The sequence below is a fragment of the Bacillus cereus group sp. BfR-BA-01380 genome (assembly GCF_022663535.1).
GTDB classification, from domain to species: Bacteria; Bacillota; Bacilli; order Bacillales; family Bacillaceae_G; genus Bacillus_A; species Bacillus_A cereus_BB.
Map to the genome: position 1 here is coordinate 14,424 of NZ_JAKUFS010000004.1, position 16,892 is coordinate 31,315.

A 16,892-nucleotide genomic window follows, 5' to 3' on the forward strand; every position below is an offset into this window, starting at 1 on the left:
AGTTACCATATTTTTTAAAGGGAGAAATGTTAAATGGAATCGGTAAATATTAATGGGAATATTTATTATATTGAATGTGTTCCGTTCGAAGACAAGAGTGAGAAGGACGAGGAAGGGTACTGTGAATATTATTACAAAGGAATCAATATATTGTTTCACTCTGACAAAGAAATAATAAAAGCTAGAATTTATGATGGAGAAGAAAAAATGTCTTTTTTAAGAAATCCAATTCTTGCTTTTGGGGAAGATTTTGAAGCGATGAAAGCACATATAATTAAAAAATTCGGTGTGAATAGATTTAAGTTTCTAGGTGGAGAAAAGGGTTATACAGAATTATAGTAGAAATCAATATCATTCTTTAACTTGGTCTAAGCAAAAAAAAGACACTCTTTCATATCATATTATAGGAAGGTTTTTTGTTTGTTGTTGAGTTGCTTATGATGAATAGGTTAGCTGGAGATGTTTTTAATATTACTGAGAGTGAGAAGTATGTAAGTGTAAAATAATAATAAATACCTTACATTAGTTGGAATCACGGTTTTGTAAGTAATTCTCAAACTCTTCTAACCATACTAACATTAAGTTCTTTAATTCAATTGTTTCAATTTCGCAAGTATTCTCTTCTTCTTCATAATAACGATGAACAATTTTAGTATAATCTGCTTGTATTTTCAAATCGCAGCTATTTCCACCTATTTCAATATGGTCAACTTCGCCATTTAATACTCTATTAAGATATTGTAGACCATGCTCACTATGGATATCGTCTTCTAAAAAATCCGAAACTAAAGAAATTTCTTCTGGAAGTTCAATTCTTAAGATATTTAAAGGGCATATGTAAATTTTATATTTATATTTCATAAACTAACTTCACCTCTTCTATCAATTAATAAATTGGATATACTGAAATTATTCTTCCGTTTGAGTCAAGAAATAACCTAATCTTTATACCATTAGGCAATGTACCAACATATCTATTTCCTCTTCCTTCATATATCTTCTTATTATAAGCTGTTTCAATTGCTTGAAGTACCTCTGTTCTACTCCAATGATCTGGGAAGAATCTTGATGGTAAAGATTTTGGCATTCCATCTACTGCAATCTCAGCTTCGTAGAAACCATGTATTTTTGGAGGCCTTGTGATATTTAAAATCTCTTCTTTACCCATCATACTTTTATGATGGGTAAAGAAGAAATATCGAAAAAGTGATATCGGAATATCGTAGGTAATGCGCCTTGGTTGCTATTGGACGGTATACATGAATTTCGTGGTATGACGAGAGAAGAGGTAACAGTGTTCTTACATCTAAAAGAGGAAGTCTTAGACGATATGGTCGCCGTGTTACTGTAAAAGTAAAATAAAACCGCCTGTGAGAGCGGCTTCTTTTTACGTTATTTCCTTAAAGCTCTATGTTTTTTTATTTTTTCTTTAATATAGACTACGTTTTTTATACCTAGACGAATTGAAGCGATGATAAGATAAATCATTACAAGGGAGTAGATAACAATCCAAGTCGTATAAATATATGTATCTTGAAATCCATTTTCAGTAAGCCAGTGAGCGACTAACATTCCACCGAAGTAAGCCGGTATTGCTAGTAAACTTAAGTCTCTCGGGTCGGTTGCAAGATAAATCATAAAAAATAGAAAAGCAAGGGCTCCTATTGTATTCGTGTCATCCAAAATCATTATAATAATGCACCTACTTTATAGATAATAATATAGCTACAATTTACTATCGTGATTCAATTAAAGCTAACTTTTTACAGATACCACAAGTACTTTTTCTGTACCTTTACGTATGATTTGCTTCCACCTACAATTCGGAAAAAATCCCCGTAGTTTACCTATGTTAAGTATAACAAATATTACGGTAAATTTATCCAATAAAAAGAACGCTTACTCGGCGTCCTTCTCTTTTACGATCTCGAATAATTCTCTAATATCGTCTATTTCAAAATGATCGGGCGGTTTCAATATTTGTTTTTTTCTTATAAGTTTAAGTGTGTTCGCTCTTTTTAATGATGTCCGGATAAAACGAAATGTTAAACTAATCGTTCTTTTAGAGTAGTGATCTGGTATAGTGCTGGATATGCATAGTTGTATTCTCTTGCATTCTCAAATGTCCAAGACGTGGTTATATCCAATGCAATTAAATAAATCGTGTAAATAAATTTCTAAAAAAATCTTGACTCTAACCTTAGGTAATACTTCATAGTTAATTTTGAAAGGAGGAAATAATGAAATTTACAGTTAAAGATTTATCAGCTATAGCAGGCGTTTCCATCAAGACCCTTTACCACTATCATAAAATTGGTTTGCTTATTCCTAATGAGATTGGTGAAACAGGCTATCGGTATTATGGTGTAGAAGAATTAAATAGATTACAGGAAATTCTTTTTTATAAAGAGTTGGATATCCCGTTGTTAGAAATTAAAAATTTGTTAGACGAAGAATCAAATAGGAGCGGTACTTTAGAAAGACAGATGATGCTTTTTGAAAAGAAAATTGAGCAGTATCATCAGCTAATTGAAATAATAAAAGTATCTTTAGAATATACAAAGAAAGGTGAGAATATGGACAATAAACTAATGTTTAAAGGGTTTGAAACAGAGGAAGAATGGAAAAATGCTCTTGAAAAGCAAAAAACACATTTAAAAGAAAAATATAATTTTGACCTTAATACTGATTCCATCAATGTGAATGATATAAATAAGATGGCTATTGAAGCAAAAAATTTCACAGATAGAATGGCTGAATTTTTAAGAAATGGAGTTAAGTATGACGATTCAAGTGTACATGATGTCGTTAAACAGCATATCAAGTTTTTAAATAAAAACGGTCATACAATTAGCAAAGAAGATTACGTGAATCAAACAAAGTTTTTCCTTCAAGATGATTTTCATAGAGAGATGTTAGAAAAACAGCAAATCGGATTATCATATTATTTACTAGCCGTTGCAGAAAATTTATAAATACTTTTTAAGACAGCAGGAATAGTGCCCTTGCTGTCTTTTTTGCAGATAACTCTTTATCAAAGTATATAAATTAAAATGTAAATCCGACTCATGTCACATTGAATCGGATTTAACAAATACCTTATATTAGTTGGAATCACGGTTTTGTAAGTAATTCTCATACTCTTCTAGCCATACTAACATCAAGTTCTTTAATTCAATTGTTTCAATTCTGCAAGTGTACTCTTCATCTTCTACATAACGATGTATAATCGTAGTGAAATCTGGTTTAACTTCCAAATCGCAAGAGTTTCCACCAAAATTTGCACAATCAATTTCTTTATTCAAAACTTCATCAAGTTCTTCTATCCACTCTTTACCATGAACATCAGATTCTAAAAACTCACCAACTAAAGCGATTTCTTCAGGTAAGTTAATAAGCAATATATCAAAAGGTCCTTTACTAAATTCATAGCTATATTTCATAGTTATATATTCTCCTATTAATAAATTGGAAATGCTGATATAATCCTACCAGTTGATTAATCAAGAAACATTTGGATTTGCATTCCGTTTGCCGCTTTAATGATATATGTATTTCTAGTTCCTTTTACAAATTGAGCGTTTAAATTATAGCTGGTGAAAAATACCGGTTATTTTTATTAGGGGCGGGGGAGGTTTTCGGGATTTTGGTTCGCCAGGTTTCCGAAAAATCCGTGCTATAGATAGTAGGTGATATGTAAAGTAATAAATAAGGTTGACTTCATGCAGAAGTCAGCCTTTTAAGTTATTTTACTCCTGTGTTTTCTCTTTTTTAAACTTTTTTTGTTTGTCCAGCCAAATATGAATTAAATGTACTAATTCAACCGTTTCTATCTCACAAAATTCACCTTTACCATCTTCAGCTAAATTGTCTAGCACAATAGTTGTATCTCTTCGAATTTCTAAACCGCAAATGTTGCCATTTACTTCTCCATAATCCTTTTCCCCGTTTAAAACACTATGTATCTCTTCTAAAATCCAATCTCCAAATGCAGAAACTTCAACATATAAAAAGGTTCCAACAAGTTTAATTTCCTTTGGTACCCTCATGCTTAATATTTCATCATTAAGCACTTCAAAAGTATATTTATATTTCATTTCTATTATACTCCCTTATATTAAAAATAGAATTATTGAATAGATTGTCACATAAAACTGACGAGTAGATAGTAAGGAAAGCACACAAGTCGGGCTTAAGGAAAAAGAACACATATCATCAATGTTTAATATGTGTTCTTTTTTGGTTTTTACATTTGTGAATAGAAGTAGTAGAGTAGCTTATATTTAACATTAATCAAAGTTATTTTTAGGCAGGAGAGAAATAATACTAAATACTAATGCAAGCAGAAAAATTGGTAGTAATACATATAGTGTTACTTTAGTTATGTATGAGTCATAATGAAATAGGTACCAAAGCATAGGCATGTCCCAATAAGAAACTTTTAAAACTGCCACGGTATTTTCTCTCGATGTTTCATTTAGCGTTGTACCTATAACTTTTCCGTATACAGTAAATTCTCCGATATAAGCTGGATCATCAACATGATGGAATGGTGTGTCACCTTCAAGTTCAATATCCGTAGATTTTACATTAGGGTATGTGTCTTTAATTTTTTTCTTTAATATAGCTAAATCACTCTTGCTTATTTTTTGAGGCGCTCCCGTAGTGGCTTGTGCGTATACGTGTAATTTTATATCATCTTTTTGAATGGCAGTTCTACCTACTATTCTATTAGGAGAAAATATAAGAAATATAACGTGAAGAATAAAAAACATTATATACACTTTAGAGTATTTTTTTAACTTATTCAAATTGAATCTCTCCATAAAAAGTAATAGGATTAAGTAAAATTTATTTAGGGAAATATAACGCTTGAAACTCGTCTTTCGTAATCCCAAAATAGATTTCATCATAGAATGTTCCGTTTGTATACATCATATTTCTTAAGCGGCCTTCCTCTACAAACTTAAGTTTTCGATGAAGGTTGATAGAAGCGGTATTAAATGAATATATTTGAATGGTTGCTTTTTGATATCTAAGCTCGAAGAAGTAATGTTTTAGTATAGTTATAATCATATCTTGCGCGTATCCTTTCCCTCTATGAGAAGGGAATACAGATATACCGTAATCAAATGTTCCATTTTTAGAATCGCAATTCGCAACGTCAATTGTCCCGATGATGTTTTTATTGTGATCTTCAGCAATCCAATAAAAATCATCACAGTCAGTAGACGAACCCTTTGATATGTCGGCCATCCACTCTTCAATTTGTTCTTTCGTGCGTGGGAAAGAAATAGAATCAAGGTTTTTGAGTATTTCGTCATCTAAGTCTTCGAATAAATGAATATCTTCTTTTTGAGGTGCCCTTAGCCGTACCTTTTTACCGCTCCAATAGGATACTTTCATTATCTTCATCTCTTTCTAGTTATATTATTGAGTAAAATTATAACATTAGTGTAGTTTTTTGTAACTACTCAGTCACTTTATGAAAAAAAGCAGAAAAGCATTATTTTAAATGGTCAGGGAGGGACTGGCTATGTATAGTAGCGGTCAGGGCCTTTTTCTGCCACGCGCAAAGTTTGAAAACAAAGAAAGGCAGCAAGATGTAGGTCCATTTGTATCTTCATGGCAGCAATGATAGATAAGCGTATTTTTGCTGGAATTATACTCTTTACGAAACTTCTACATGAAATGTATAGCTGAGTAGTTACGTTTTTTGTTTGAGAAATTATTTGCTTTTCTGTCGAAAGAGTAAGAAAAGGGGGGATATGCCTTTCATAAATGTTACTAAATTCTAATCGCTTTACTTTATTGAAAACATCATCCATTAAATCAAATAAAAAACAAAAGGACCTGTGTCCGAAACAGGTCCTTTCGCTAGATAATGAAACTCGTTAGGAGCTCACTTATTATGGTAGCAGCTAATAATCGAGCAGTCTATAGGTTAAGGGTTGAGAAAGTTTTTTCGTAGGATGGCTGATTTTCAAGATTAGAAGAGAAGAAAGTAAAATGTTCTCTATAAATCTATTTTAATTTTTCCACATATAAGTCGCTGCTATGCAGAATAAAACAGGATCGCTATTTGCTCCTTTTGTTTTAAACTTTGCATGCGGCAGGAAAAGGTCCTAACCGTTTCTATGTATGGCCAGATGCTCCCGCCCCCCTAAAAAGAAAAGGGTTTTAATGTCGTTGTTTTAGAATTTTAATTTTTTGGATTAGTATGATAATATTTTATAATAAAGTTAAAATAAAAAGGATGGGGAAAATGCAAAAGAGACCGGAAGCGAATGAATATAACCCGTATTATGCAACATACATTAACTTATTACCAGAGGGAGATATCGTACATATTTTAGAAGAGCAAATGAAAGAGACGAACCTCTTATTAAAGGATATTTCTGATAGTGAAGGACATTTCCGATACGCTCCTAATAAATGGAGTATAAAGGAGGTAATCGGGCATATTGCGGATACTGAACGTATTATGGCATATCGACTTCTTTCTATAGCGAGAGGCGAAGCGGCACCGCTTCCTGGATACAACGATGATATGTATGTTCTTAGGGCAGCATTTGATAAGCAATCTATGCAAAGTCTTCTTGCGAATTTAACAATTGTTCGTCAAGCTACTATGCATTTACTTAAAAGTTTAGATGCGGAAGCTTGGTTACAAAGAGGGTTTGCGAATAACTCTGAAGTAACAGTTCGGGCATTGGCATACATTATTGCTGGCCATGAGCTTCATCATTGTAAAATTATAAAGGAACGTTATTTGAGTCCTACTGCTAATCCATCTAGTTGAAATATGAAATAAAAAAGAGATTGATTCATAAAAATGATGAAGCAGTCTCTTTTTGTTTAACGGTGTATTAGTGGAAGTATAAAAATTTTTGCGTCAAAATAAAATCCTTAAAGGTTTTAAGGGATATTTGTTATATATAGTGTAATTTGTTATATTAAGTGTATTATATAAATTTTGTAATGAAAACTTGTAAAAGAGGGGGGCATACTTTGAAAAAGAGAAATCTAGTAAATATTTTTATTTTATTTACTCTCTATACGTTATTAATGGTTTACATTGGCTGGAATGGTTGGATTTGGATTCATGCGACTTTTCATATTCAATCTTGGGGATATTATGCGCTTCTAGTTGGACTATTATCATATGCGTATATTCTAGATCGAGTGATTAAATTTGCTTCACCACTTAGAACAATTGGTTCGTATTGGTTTGCGGTTATACAATATGCAGTCATACTATTACCAATAGCGGATGTAACAGTGTTTATTTTAAATTGGTTATCGTTTCCGAAAGAACAATCTATTTTTTGGACTGGAACGATTGTTATTATTACTTTTGTTTTGATTTTTGTTTATGGAACATTTAATGCGTATAGTCCAATCGTTCGAAAATACGAGATCCATGTACCTAAAAAAGTTAGTAGTCGTAAGACACTTCGAATTGCGATGGCTTCAGATATGCATTTTGGTAAGCTGTCTGGCTTGTCTCATCTGAAAAGATTGGTTCATCATGTAAATGACATGAAACCAGATATTATACTTTTACCTGGAGATATTATTGACGATCATCCAGAGTACTTTATAAAAAAGAATATGGGACAAGTGATGAAACAAATGCATGCTCCGCTTGGCGTATATGGAGTGTTAGGAAATCATGAATATTACGGCGGGGCGATTCCTGAATTTTTGCAAGAAATGAATAAAATTGATGTAAATATATTATTAGATGAAGTTGTGAAAATTGAAGATTGTTTTTTTATTGTAGGGAGAAAAGATAAGACGGACCGAGAGCGTAAAAGTTTTGAGGAATTAATGAGCACTGTGGATAAGAGTCTTCCTGTCATTGCAATGGATCATCAGCCATTTGAGTTAAAGCAAGCTGAAGCATCAGGTGTTGATGTATTATTGTCCGGACATACGCATAGAGGACAAATGGCACCAAATCATATCATTACAAGAAGAATGTATGAATTAGATTGGGGATATGTACAGAAAGATTTATTTCATGCAATTGTTTCTTCTGGATTTGGTTTTTGGGGACCACCGTTAAGACTTGGCAGCCGATCAGAGATTATTCAAATAGAACTTACATTTGATTAAGTAGCAAGGGGTAAGACACCTTTGCTACTTTTTTTATGTAATAAGTAAATTAGTTTTTATTCGTCACCATGTTGACATATTTTTCAGAAACGTGGTATTCTGTATTTGTCAGCATGGTGATGAAAAACAAAGGGGAGCTACATATGGATATAAATCAATTAATGAAAGAACTGCATGTTATGCAGCAAAGTTACGCAACTTTATTTTCAGTTGTCAATAAGGTTCAAACGCGTGGGGACGAGTATTTAGAGATATTAACTTCCCGGCAACACATGGCTCTTATTGCGATTGCACATTTGCCAATCGAAAGCACTACACTTATTAATATTGCTAAAAAGCTAGGTACAACAAAGCAGACTGCAAATAAGTTAATTACAGGCCTTGTAAAAAAAGGGTTTGTTAAAACCGTGCCGAGTAAAATAGATAAACGTTCGATTAATATCGTGATTACTCCTGAAGGAAAAAAAGCGTTACTTACTTGTTCTGAAAAATCCACTTATTTTTTAGCGGATATGTTTCATGATTTCACAACTGATGAAATGGAAACGTTTTGGAGATTATTACAAAAGCTCTATCGCTTCGACGGCGAACAACAAGATGGTTTTGAAGAAAAGGCCAATCTCGAAATTGATGAGCAGATGCAGTTGAACGATCAGGAAAAAATCTTGGCTGAGTTTTCAAGACGCCGAAATGGGGGACGGAATGATGAGTAAAGTTTATATGAGTAATGTCATTTATCAGAAAGCAAAAGAGACTGAGAATAAGATGAAAGAAAAAGTCTATTATGTAAAGAATACAGTCCAACAATCTATTTCTCAGGCAAAGGACAAGTTTCACCGTAACAAGAAATTGAACCGGATAGGCTATTGTGTATCTATTGCTACTGCACTACTTATCATGGTGGCTTCTTGGCAGACCGCAACAAATTGGCTATTTTGGATAGGTGTAGTAAGTATTTTAAGTAATGCTGTATTATTCAGTATGAGTTATATCAAAAAATAGTTTAATGGATAATAATGTAGCTTTATAAAAAAAGATTGATAATTAAAAAAATCCTGATAAAAATCACCTAGTGAGATATCGTTATCTTAAGAGGTGATTTTTTTGTCTAAGAGAAAAAGAGTAAACTCTATAGAAAAGAAAATGAAAGATAGTCGCTTTTCGAGATATTTTTGATCAAACTTTTTTATAAAGCTACAGGAGTATAAAATTACAAAATATAAATAAAATTGGAAAAATAATGTAATGGATGGTAGAATGTGGTTGTGTTGTCCGGATCGATGTTTAGCATACTGAGAAAATAATCAATAAATCTAGTTTTAAAGGGGGAATTAATTTGGAAAGAAGAAGTAATAGAGTTATAAATCATTTTCGAAGTTTATTAGTTTTAAGTCTATGTTTCTTTTTAGTCTTTTTGGGGAGTAATAATGTAAAGGCTGAAACAGTTTCTTCTATAGCATTAAATGCTAAAGATGTAGAAGCTTTCACAAATAAAATAATTCCAGAGAAAATGAAAGCTGAAAATGCACCTGGTGTAGCTATTGTAGTTGTCAAAGATGATCAAATTCTATTTCAAAAAGGGTACGGTTTTTCCAATAAAGAACAGAATATTCCCATTGATCCCAAAAAAACAGTTTTTCGATTAGCGTCAGTATCAAAGGTTTTTACTGCTAGTGCTGTAATGCAGTTAGTTGAACAAGGAAAAATCGATTTAAATAGTGATATAGTAAATTATATGGGAGGATTAAAGTACCAAAATAACATGGGTGAACCAGTTACAATGAAACATTTACTCACCCATACAACAGGTTTTGATTACGTGGATCCTAGACCGGGGGATATTCATTATCAAGTTAATGACTATACAAAACTTAAAGATTATGTAGAAGAAAATATGCCCACAGTAGTGAGAAAACCAGGAGATACGTATACATATGATAATTTTGCTTCTATGCTTCAAGGATATATTGTTCAAAGTTTGACAAACACACCTTTTTATAAATATATGGCTTCAAATATTTTTTACCCTTTAGAGATGCAAAATAGTAGTTTTGTTATGACTAATTTTATCAAAGATAAGCTTGCAACAGGATACAATGAAAAAGGTGATGCCATCCCATTTTATGAAACAAGACCGACGGACATGCCACAAGGGAGCATGTTTTCTACAGGAAGCGACGTGGCCAATTTTATGATTGCTCAATTGAATGGTGGTAAATTTAAAAATAAACAAATACTAAAAAAAGAAACTGTTCAAGATATGCAAAAAACAAAATTTGCGTTACACCCAAAATATCCAAATATGGCATATGGATTTGAATTCTTTTCACCGCAAAGTCATAATGGTCAATATGTTTTTGGAAAAGGTGGAAATATACCAGGGTTTTCTTCGTTAATGTGGTTAATTCCTGAACATAAAATAGGTGTTTTTGTTGTTACGAATAAAGATGGCTCATCACTTCCTTATGAATTATTTGATGAATTTATGAATCACTATTTTCCAGACAGAACGAAGCCAGAGTATTTAAAACCTAGTGAAGAAGAGTTAAAGAAATTTGAAGGTGTTTACCGTGATTTGCGGGTGAAAAATCTTATTACACATGTGAAAATAAGTGAAGGAAAGTTATTTGTAAGTGATAAAAGATATGGTAAACAGGAACTAAAACAAATAGATCCTTTACTATTTGAAGATGAAAAAGGTAATTATATGGCGTTTAAACTTCATTCAGATGGCACTGTAGAAGAAATGATACACTGGAACTCTGGTAGTTCAGCGGTGAAATTAAGTGAGCCTAAGAGATTTCAAGATGTAGAGGCAAATCATCCATATGCTAAATTTATAGATCCTTTACACCAATATGAGATATTAAAAGCAAATAAGGAGGGGAATTTTGTTCCCGAAGCCCCTCTTACACGTGGAGAATTTTCATATTGGTTATCTCAAATTGCTTACTTTACACCACCGTCAAAAAAAGACCCTGTATTTTCTGATGTAAAGGACCATCAGTATGCATCTCATATTCAAAAGTTATATGAACTTGGTATTTTATACGAAAAAGAAGGGGGACAATTTTATCCAGATCGCGCTATTACTAGACAAGAAGCAGCATGGATTGCGTGGCATTATTTAAAAATGATAGAAGCGCCACCTGCAGACGCTACTCTAAAGGGAGAAACGGATGATTGGGCAATAGAGTCTGTCAAAAACATTGTAGGTCATCGTTTAGTTGGACCTGAGGTCATATATAATGCAGATGGATCAGCAGATTATTTATCGAAACAAATAATGAAACGACAAGAGGCAGCTGCTTTGTTATTTTATGTTATGTTATCTAGTTAATTTGCTTCAAATATAGATTAACAAAAAAACCGTAGTCTAGGAGAAAGGCACTTATAAAAAAGTGCCTTTTCTTTATGGAAAATTCCAACGCTAAGTGTAGGCGTTACAAGAGAATGTTAATATACTTCATAAACATAATGGAATGGGGGTAACCAGTTTCTTTTTTCGATAATTTCTAAATGTTTTTTTGGTAAACCACCAATAGATTTAACATATTCCATTATATTCTATTGCATATTGTGAAGTTGTTCTGCAGTACATTTTTCAATGTGTAGCTTGGAAACAAAGTCGTATTGTTTTGAAGAAAGGCTGTATTAGAAGAAGTTTTTAAAATCATGGGAAATGATGTAGAAATAGAAGAAAGTTCATTAGGTTATAGAGTTTATCATAAAAAATATAACTGCAGAAGTACTTGAAAAATGGATCGATAGTGGATTCACTGTGTGGGAAGGCTTATTACATAAAAATATTTATACTGTATCTAAAATAGTAAAGTAATCAAACTTTATTTCAAAATAACAAATAAAAAAGAAATATATTTCCTTTTATAGTATTATTTTTCTTGAAATTTTGATATTTCCATTAATGCCCTTTAAAATAAAAGTATATGGCTTTAATGAAGTTTTAATGGAAAATAAGGGGGAACTATGTATGCTAATTAAATCGATTATTTGTAAAGTTAGCGACGAAAAAAAGGAATTATTTTCAGCGGCTCAAGAACAATGGGGCGAGTTGAAGGTTTTGGATGGTTTTTACGGACAAATCGGCGGATGGGATGAATCAGAGGCTTGTATAGTTAGTTTATGGGAAAATATGAAAATGTATCAAAGCTTTATGAATAAATCACACGATAAGATTTTTTATGATAACAATCAAGAAAGTACGTATACATCATGTGAAACAGAATTATATCAATCTTTATTTGACATAACGGAGGCTTCTTTTGTAGAAGCATTAGCACACAGTTCCTTTTTACGAGTAGCAATTTGTGATGTGAAACAAGAGAGTGAAAAGCAATTTTTACATATGCAAGAGACGGTTTGGAATCGAGGAATGGCAAGAGCAGAAGGGATGATGGGCGGCATTGTTGGAAGAGCTCTTTCTTCGAATCGTTACATTGTTTTATCTTTATGGAAAGACGAAGCAGCACATCGACATTATGTGAAAGAAATATTTCCGCAATTACTACATACAGCAAATCCATCTCAGCAAGTGTTACATATAGAAGGCAAACAGACAACACTTGTTAATTCTTGGGCTGTATTACCTGTTCATTGTAAGTAGAATGTTAGTAGTTTGTTTAAAGGAGGGGGTAGGTATGTCTTATCCGAAGCATATTATAAGTGCTGCAACTGTCGTGTTAAATGATAAAAATGAAATTTTACTTTTAAAAAGTCCAAAGCGGGGCTGGGAAATTCCCGGTGGTCAAGTGGAAGAAGGAGAAGCGATTCTAGCAGGTGCTATTCGAGAAGCGAAAGAGGAGACTGGCATTGATATTGAAATTGTGAAATACTGCGGAGCGTATCAAAATGTTTCACAGTGTATTTGTAGTCATTTATTTTTAGGAAAGCCAATCGGAGGACAATTTACAACAAGTAGTGAAAGTTTAGAAGTTGGATATTTTTCAATAGAAGAAGCGCTCCAGATGATAACATGGAAAAATTTCAAAGAGCGCATATTACATTGTTTAGATGAAGAGAATCAACCGTTTATGGTGACTTTTTAAGATAATCGAGAAATTTTATTTTTGGCTAAGACAGTAGCTATTAAAGTACACCTACTGTCTTAGCCTTGTGTTTTTATCCCGCTATTCGTGGGCAGTAATACTCCCACCTCAAAATTCAGCAAAAGCATTGTCCAGCTTCAGTGGCTAGAATGTTCGGTGGCTTCGCTTCTTCCTACGAGGTAAAAAACACCTCTATGTCAGAAGCTCCATCCCCCTCACATTCTGAACGATCCACTTCCGCCTTTCTTAAGAAGTTAGGCGGGAGATAAACTGCCCGTAAAAGCCCGATTGGTGAGGGCTGATAATCAGTGGGGGATGAAGAAAACCCCCACTGATTAAAGTTTCACTTTATAAAGGCGGTAAATCAATTTTTCCTTCTTCAAATAGTTCTTTCAGCATGTGTTTTGTGTAACCAGCTGCTTGGGCAAACGTAATTTTTGCAGGCATAGGAGCTTCGTTGACATCAACGAGAACGTCGATAATACATGGCCTGTTTTGTTTTACAGCTTGTTCAAAAGCAGGCATCAATTCCTCAGGTTTTTCAACGCGGTAACCGACTCCACCGCAAATTTCAGCGTATTTTGCAAAATTTGGATTGGTAAGTTCTGTCCCAAACTCAATATTCCCCATTACTTCTTGTTCAAATTTAATCATAGCGATTTTATGGTTATTTAATACGACTACAATAATTGGGAGTTTATATTTTACAGCTGTTACAAAGTCGTTCATCGTCATTCCAAATCCACCATCGCCGCAAATTGCGAAAACTTGTTTATTTGGATAAGCAATCTGTCCAGCGATTGCTCCAGGAAGACCGCAACCAAGTGTTGCTAACCAGCTTGATAAAATAAAACGTTGATTTGTCATACGAAAATGACGTGCCGTCCAAACCGTTACATTCCCTACATCTACAGATAAAATAGCATCATCATGGGCAACTTGCTGCAGTGCGTGCATGACTCTTTGAGGTTTAATTGGAACAGAAGTGTCGTTTTCTTGATTGTGCAGTTTTTCTTCCCATTTCCTCATGAGTTCTTGATGGTGTTGTAAAAATGAGTGATCCGTATGTTTTTCGATATTTTGTGTGAGCCATTTTAAAGTGTTAGCTGCATCACCAGCAAGTCCGATATCTGTTTGGTAACGTTTGCCGATTTGTGCTGGATCTGTGTCGATATGAAGCGTCTTGGCCTTTTCTGGTAAGAAACCTGTGAATGGGTAAGAGGTACCGACCATAATTAATGTATCAGCATTATGCATTGCTTCATATGCCGGTTTTGTCCCAATTAAACCTAATCCTCCAATGCAAAGAGGATGCTCATCTGGAATCACTCCTTTAGCTGGAAGTGTTAATACAATAGGCGCTCCTATGTGCTCGGCAAAAGCAAGTAAAGGTTCCTTCGCATCTCTTGCGCCTTTTCCTGCTAGAATAACGGGGTTTTTTGCTTCATTTAATGCAGATATTGCTTTTTCTAAATCATGCTGCCTAGGGAATAACTCTGGCATCGTAAAAGCAGGTGTTGTAATCCGTGCTTTGACATCTACTTCAAATTTTTGAATGTCATCTGGAATGGTAAGAACGGATACCCCTTTTTTAGTATAAGCCATGCGAATTGCTTGATTGACAACAGCGGGAAGTTGTTCCGCTGACATGATTCGCTGGTTATAAACGGCGACATCATCAAACATTCTTTCTAAATTTATTTCTTGAAAAAAACCTGTTCCAATTAAATCTGACTCAATTTGACCAGTAATAGCAAGGACAGGTGCTTGATCTAATTTGGCATCATACAATCCGTTGAGTAAATGTATGGCACCTGGCCCAGCGATTGCCATACATACGCCGAGTTTTCCGGTTAATTTTGCATAAGAAGCAGCTGCTAAAGCGCCAGCTTCTTCGTGACGAACTTGAATAAATTTAATTTTATCTTGCGCTTTACGAAGCGGCTCGATAATAGAATTAATGGAATCACCGGGCATGCCATATATGTGATCGACGCCCCATTCGATTAATAAGTCAACCAGTGCCTCACCAGCAGTTTTTTGAAACATGGAATTTCCTCCTTACATACTGAGATACGATTATGTTTTGGAGAAACAGGTAAAATATACAAACCGTAGGGGAAGTTCTTTTTCAATGATGACTTATAAAGGGGATAAACACGATAATAAGTAAACATCCAATAAAAGTCCAAGAAAGAAAAGAGAGTAGTGATAAGTTCTTTTTGGCTTTCCAAAGCATTTCATGGACTGTTACATATCCTAAAGAACCGATAGCACTTCCCATTATTAAGCCAGGTAAATGAATAGTTTTACTGTTAATGATCATACCAAACGCAGTGCTTAAGCCAAGAATGATTGATAGTAAGAGGATTACTAAGATAAAAGATATATATTTATGCTGCGTAAATAGGAAAGAGATAGTTAAGGCAAGGCCTTCGGGAATATGATGAATAACAATGGCTAGTAAGAAAGAAAGAGTAGATTCATGATGTGTCGTAAAAGCAGTTCCTAACGCAAAACCGCTCGGCAGATTATGAATGAAAATCGCAAAGGAAAGAAATAAAAAAGTTTGCCATGTTTGCTGATTGTTTTTATGTATCACAACATGATGACAGTAGTGATCTATTAAACGCATCATTAAAATTCCAATGGTACAACCAAGAAGGGGGCCGATTATTTCATAACTTGAAAATGTTTCTGGAATGATTTCTATTAGTAACAATGCAAGTAAAATTCCCCCGCAAAGTGCGTATAAGCGAAATGTTTGTTCTTCCATTATACGTCTAGTTGTAAGACCAACAATTCCGCCCAATAACAACCCGATAAATGAATAAAACGTAACGATCATGGGAAGCAAAAGTTGTTCCATAAAATCACACTCCATTTTATCTTGCAATTTTTAAACAGTATAATTCTTATCTAAAGATTATAAAAAAATAGGTGGGAGCTTACTGCTGGCATAGTGCTTGATTGGTTCAATCAATAATTAGCGATGAGACGAAAAGCGCAGTGATTAAAATTTTTACCTTATAACAACTTATTATGATCAAGAAGAGGTTAGTCCCAATTAATTGGAAAGGGGGGCTGAATGATTATAGGAGAGTATAAAAAAAACCTTGCAGAGAATATTCTGCAAGGTGCTTACAAATATTTTATCCCAATCGAGGCAATAAACGTTCTCCGCTTTTCATTTCACTTCCACATAAAGGACATTTTGGGTGTTTTTCAAATGCAAAGTTTTTTCGCATCCACCCTAAGCACTCCTCTGACTCACATTCCCAAACTGGGATTTCTTCCGGTGCTACTTCTGCAACGTCATTCTTTTTATTACGATACACGAGACCACTCCTTTTATGTGAAATATGTGTTTATATAATTAAAAAGGTTGTTAACCGTTCGTGTTAACAACCTTTTTATTGTCTAAATTATAGCTTTACAACGTTTTTAGCTTGAGGTCCGCGGTTGCCTTCTTCAACTTCGAAGCTCACTTCTTGACCTTCGTCAAGAGATTTGAAACCATCGCCAGTAATAGCTGAGAAGTGAACGAATACGTCATTTCCGTCTGCAACTTCGATGAATCCGAAACCTTTTTCGCTGTTAAACCATTTTACTTTACCTGTTAATGTCATGGTAAATGCCTCCTAAAAATAAAGAAAATAAATGTAATATGATCCGTCTTATTTCTAAGGAAAATAAAAATTCACA

General features: G+C 33.7%; 20 protein-coding genes. 9 read left to right on the top strand and 11 right to left on the bottom strand.

The window, feature by feature from the left end; all coding sequences use genetic code 11:
• Window positions 1-33: 33 nt before the first annotated feature.
• Entirely contained in the window at window positions 34-339 is a 306-nt protein-coding gene (locus MR076_RS04705) for a hypothetical protein (RefSeq protein ID WP_242218166.1), read from the top strand.
• Window positions 340-522: 183 nt separating this feature from the next.
• On the opposite strand, the gene MR076_RS04710 is transcribed toward MR076_RS04705, so the two are convergent.
• From MR076_RS04710 to MR076_RS04720, 3 genes are all read right to left on the bottom strand, one after another.
• Entirely contained in the window at window positions 523-861 is a 339-nt protein-coding gene (locus tag MR076_RS04710) for a hypothetical protein (RefSeq protein WP_242218170.1), read from the bottom strand.
• A 25-nt stretch (window positions 862-886) separates the two neighbouring features.
• The gene (locus tag MR076_RS04715) at window positions 887-1,171 is read right to left on the bottom strand and encodes an EndoU domain-containing protein (protein WP_242218173.1); all 285 of its coding nucleotides are present in this window, start codon (window positions 1,169-1,171) and stop codon (window positions 887-889) included.
• Between the two features lie 221 nt (window positions 1,172-1,392).
• Window positions 1,393-1,689 (bottom strand): hypothetical protein, encoded by a 297-nt coding sequence (locus MR076_RS04720; RefSeq protein ID WP_242218175.1) that lies wholly within the window; start codon window positions 1,687-1,689, stop codon window positions 1,393-1,395.
• A 551-nt stretch (window positions 1,690-2,240) separates the two neighbouring features.
• On the opposite strand from MR076_RS04720, the gene MR076_RS04725 reads away from it, so the two are divergent.
• A complete protein-coding gene (locus MR076_RS04725) occupies window positions 2,241-2,975 on the top strand; it encodes a MerR family transcriptional regulator (RefSeq protein WP_242218177.1) in 735 nt (244 codons plus the stop codon).
• A gap of 129 nt (window positions 2,976-3,104) precedes the next feature.
• Here the strand turns inward: MR076_RS04725 and MR076_RS04730 are convergent, their stop codons facing one another.
• From MR076_RS04730 to MR076_RS04745, 4 genes are all read right to left on the bottom strand, one after another.
• Window positions 3,105-3,443 carry a hypothetical protein gene (locus MR076_RS04730; RefSeq protein WP_242218179.1) on the bottom strand — a complete coding sequence of 113 codons (339 nt, stop codon included), beginning with the start codon at window positions 3,441-3,443 and terminating at the stop codon, window positions 3,105-3,107.
• A 306-nt stretch (window positions 3,444-3,749) separates the two neighbouring features.
• Window positions 3,750-4,097, bottom strand: a complete 348-nt coding sequence (locus tag MR076_RS04735; RefSeq protein WP_242218181.1) for a hypothetical protein — start codon at window positions 4,095-4,097, stop codon at window positions 3,750-3,752.
• A 192-nt stretch (window positions 4,098-4,289) separates the two neighbouring features.
• Window positions 4,290-4,811, bottom strand: coding sequence for a transposase (locus MR076_RS04740; protein ID WP_242218182.1), 522 nt, complete (start codon window positions 4,809-4,811; stop codon window positions 4,290-4,292).
• Window positions 4,812-4,851: 40 nt separating this feature from the next.
• Window positions 4,852-5,406 (bottom strand): GNAT family N-acetyltransferase, encoded by a 555-nt coding sequence (locus tag MR076_RS04745; protein ID WP_242218184.1) that lies wholly within the window; start codon window positions 5,404-5,406, stop codon window positions 4,852-4,854.
• Between the two features lie 859 nt (window positions 5,407-6,265).
• Here MR076_RS04745 and MR076_RS04750 point away from each other — a divergent pair.
• The 7 genes from MR076_RS04750 to MR076_RS04780 all read left to right on the top strand — a co-directional run bounded on the left by MR076_RS04750 (window position 6,266) and on the right by MR076_RS04780 (window position 13,187).
• Window positions 6,266-6,802: a DinB family protein gene (locus MR076_RS04750; RefSeq protein ID WP_242218186.1), complete on the top strand. Its 537-nt coding sequence runs from the start codon at window positions 6,266-6,268 to the stop codon at window positions 6,800-6,802.
• A gap of 266 nt (window positions 6,803-7,068) precedes the next feature.
• Window positions 7,069-8,121, top strand: coding sequence for a metallophosphoesterase (locus tag MR076_RS04755; RefSeq protein ID WP_242218662.1), 1,053 nt, complete (start codon window positions 7,069-7,071; stop codon window positions 8,119-8,121).
• A gap of 143 nt (window positions 8,122-8,264) precedes the next feature.
• Window positions 8,265-8,834: a MarR family winged helix-turn-helix transcriptional regulator gene (locus tag MR076_RS04760; RefSeq protein WP_242218188.1), complete on the top strand. Its 570-nt coding sequence runs from the start codon at window positions 8,265-8,267 to the stop codon at window positions 8,832-8,834.
• Window positions 8,827-9,123 (top strand): hypothetical protein, encoded by a 297-nt coding sequence (locus MR076_RS04765; protein ID WP_396021653.1) that lies wholly within the window; start codon window positions 8,827-8,829, stop codon window positions 9,121-9,123. The genes MR076_RS04760 and MR076_RS04765 overlap by 8 nt, the downstream gene beginning before the upstream one ends.
• A gap of 334 nt (window positions 9,124-9,457) precedes the next feature.
• Window positions 9,458-11,461, top strand: a complete 2,004-nt coding sequence (locus tag MR076_RS04770; RefSeq protein ID WP_242218190.1) for a serine hydrolase domain-containing protein — start codon at window positions 9,458-9,460, stop codon at window positions 11,459-11,461.
• Window positions 11,462-12,112: 651 nt separating this feature from the next.
• The gene (locus MR076_RS04775; RefSeq protein ID WP_242218192.1) at window positions 12,113-12,745 is read left to right on the top strand and encodes a YdbC family protein; all 633 of its coding nucleotides are present in this window, start codon (window positions 12,113-12,115) and stop codon (window positions 12,743-12,745) included.
• Window positions 12,746-12,779: 34 nt separating this feature from the next.
• Window positions 12,780-13,187, top strand: a complete 408-nt coding sequence (locus tag MR076_RS04780; RefSeq protein ID WP_242218194.1) for an NUDIX hydrolase — start codon at window positions 12,780-12,782, stop codon at window positions 13,185-13,187.
• Window positions 13,188-13,535: 348 nt separating this feature from the next.
• Here MR076_RS04780 and MR076_RS04785 read toward each other — a convergent pair whose 3' ends face one another.
• The 4 genes from MR076_RS04785 to cspD form a co-directional block, all read right to left on the bottom strand.
• A complete protein-coding gene (locus MR076_RS04785) occupies window positions 13,536-15,236 on the bottom strand; it encodes a pyruvate oxidase (protein WP_242218197.1) in 1,701 nt (566 codons plus the stop codon).
• A gap of 82 nt (window positions 15,237-15,318) precedes the next feature.
• Entirely contained in the window at window positions 15,319-16,056 is a 738-nt protein-coding gene (locus MR076_RS04790; protein WP_242218199.1) for a ZIP family metal transporter, read from the bottom strand.
• Between the two features lie 283 nt (window positions 16,057-16,339).
• Window positions 16,340-16,525, bottom strand: coding sequence for a cold-shock protein (locus MR076_RS04795; RefSeq protein ID WP_090911505.1), 186 nt, complete (start codon window positions 16,523-16,525; stop codon window positions 16,340-16,342).
• An 87-nt stretch (window positions 16,526-16,612) separates the two neighbouring features.
• The gene (gene cspD / locus MR076_RS04800) at window positions 16,613-16,816 is read right to left on the bottom strand and encodes a cold-shock protein CspD (protein ID WP_000176366.1); all 204 of its coding nucleotides are present in this window, start codon (window positions 16,814-16,816) and stop codon (window positions 16,613-16,615) included.
• Window positions 16,817-16,892: the final 76 nt, after the last annotated feature.

Bases quoted from the DNA above. Each gene is read 5' to 3' on its own strand.
- MR076_RS04705 (WP_242218166.1), top strand. From the start codon at position 34: ATGGAATCGGTAAATATTAATGGGAATATTTATTATATTGAATGTGTT.
- MR076_RS04710 (WP_242218170.1), bottom strand. From the start codon at position 861: ATGAAATATAAATATAAAATTTACATATGCCCTTTAAATATCTTAAGA.
- MR076_RS04715 (WP_242218173.1), bottom strand. From the start codon at position 1,171: ATGATGGGTAAAGAAGAGATTTTAAATATCACAAGGCCTCCAAAAATA.
- MR076_RS04720 (WP_242218175.1), bottom strand. From the start codon at position 1,689: ATGATTTTGGATGACACGAATACAATAGGAGCCCTTGCTTTTCTATTT.
- MR076_RS04725 (WP_242218177.1), top strand. From the start codon at position 2,241: ATGAAATTTACAGTTAAAGATTTATCAGCTATAGCAGGCGTTTCCATC.
- MR076_RS04730 (WP_242218179.1), bottom strand. From the start codon at position 3,443: ATGAAATATAGCTATGAATTTAGTAAAGGACCTTTTGATATATTGCTT.
- MR076_RS04735 (WP_242218181.1), bottom strand. From the start codon at position 4,097: ATGAAATATAAATATACTTTTGAAGTGCTTAATGATGAAATATTAAGC.
- MR076_RS04745 (WP_242218184.1), bottom strand. From the start codon at position 5,406: ATGAAAGTATCCTATTGGAGCGGTAAAAAGGTACGGCTAAGGGCACCT.
- MR076_RS04750 (WP_242218186.1), top strand. From the start codon at position 6,266: ATGCAAAAGAGACCGGAAGCGAATGAATATAACCCGTATTATGCAACA.
- MR076_RS04755 (WP_242218662.1), top strand. From the start codon at position 7,069: ATGGTTTACATTGGCTGGAATGGTTGGATTTGGATTCATGCGACTTTT.
- MR076_RS04760 (WP_242218188.1), top strand. From the start codon at position 8,265: ATGGATATAAATCAATTAATGAAAGAACTGCATGTTATGCAGCAAAGT.
- MR076_RS04765 (WP_396021653.1), top strand. From the start codon at position 8,827: ATGAGTAAAGTTTATATGAGTAATGTCATTTATCAGAAAGCAAAAGAG.
- MR076_RS04775 (WP_242218192.1), top strand. From the start codon at position 12,113: ATGCTAATTAAATCGATTATTTGTAAAGTTAGCGACGAAAAAAAGGAA.
- MR076_RS04780 (WP_242218194.1), top strand. From the start codon at position 12,780: ATGTCTTATCCGAAGCATATTATAAGTGCTGCAACTGTCGTGTTAAAT.
- MR076_RS04785 (WP_242218197.1), bottom strand. From the start codon at position 15,236: ATGTTTCAAAAAACTGCTGGTGAGGCACTGGTTGACTTATTAATCGAA.
- MR076_RS04790 (WP_242218199.1), bottom strand. From the start codon at position 16,056: ATGGAACAACTTTTGCTTCCCATGATCGTTACGTTTTATTCATTTATC.
- cspD (WP_000176366.1), bottom strand. From the start codon at position 16,816: ATGACATTAACAGGTAAAGTAAAATGGTTTAACAGCGAAAAAGGTTTC.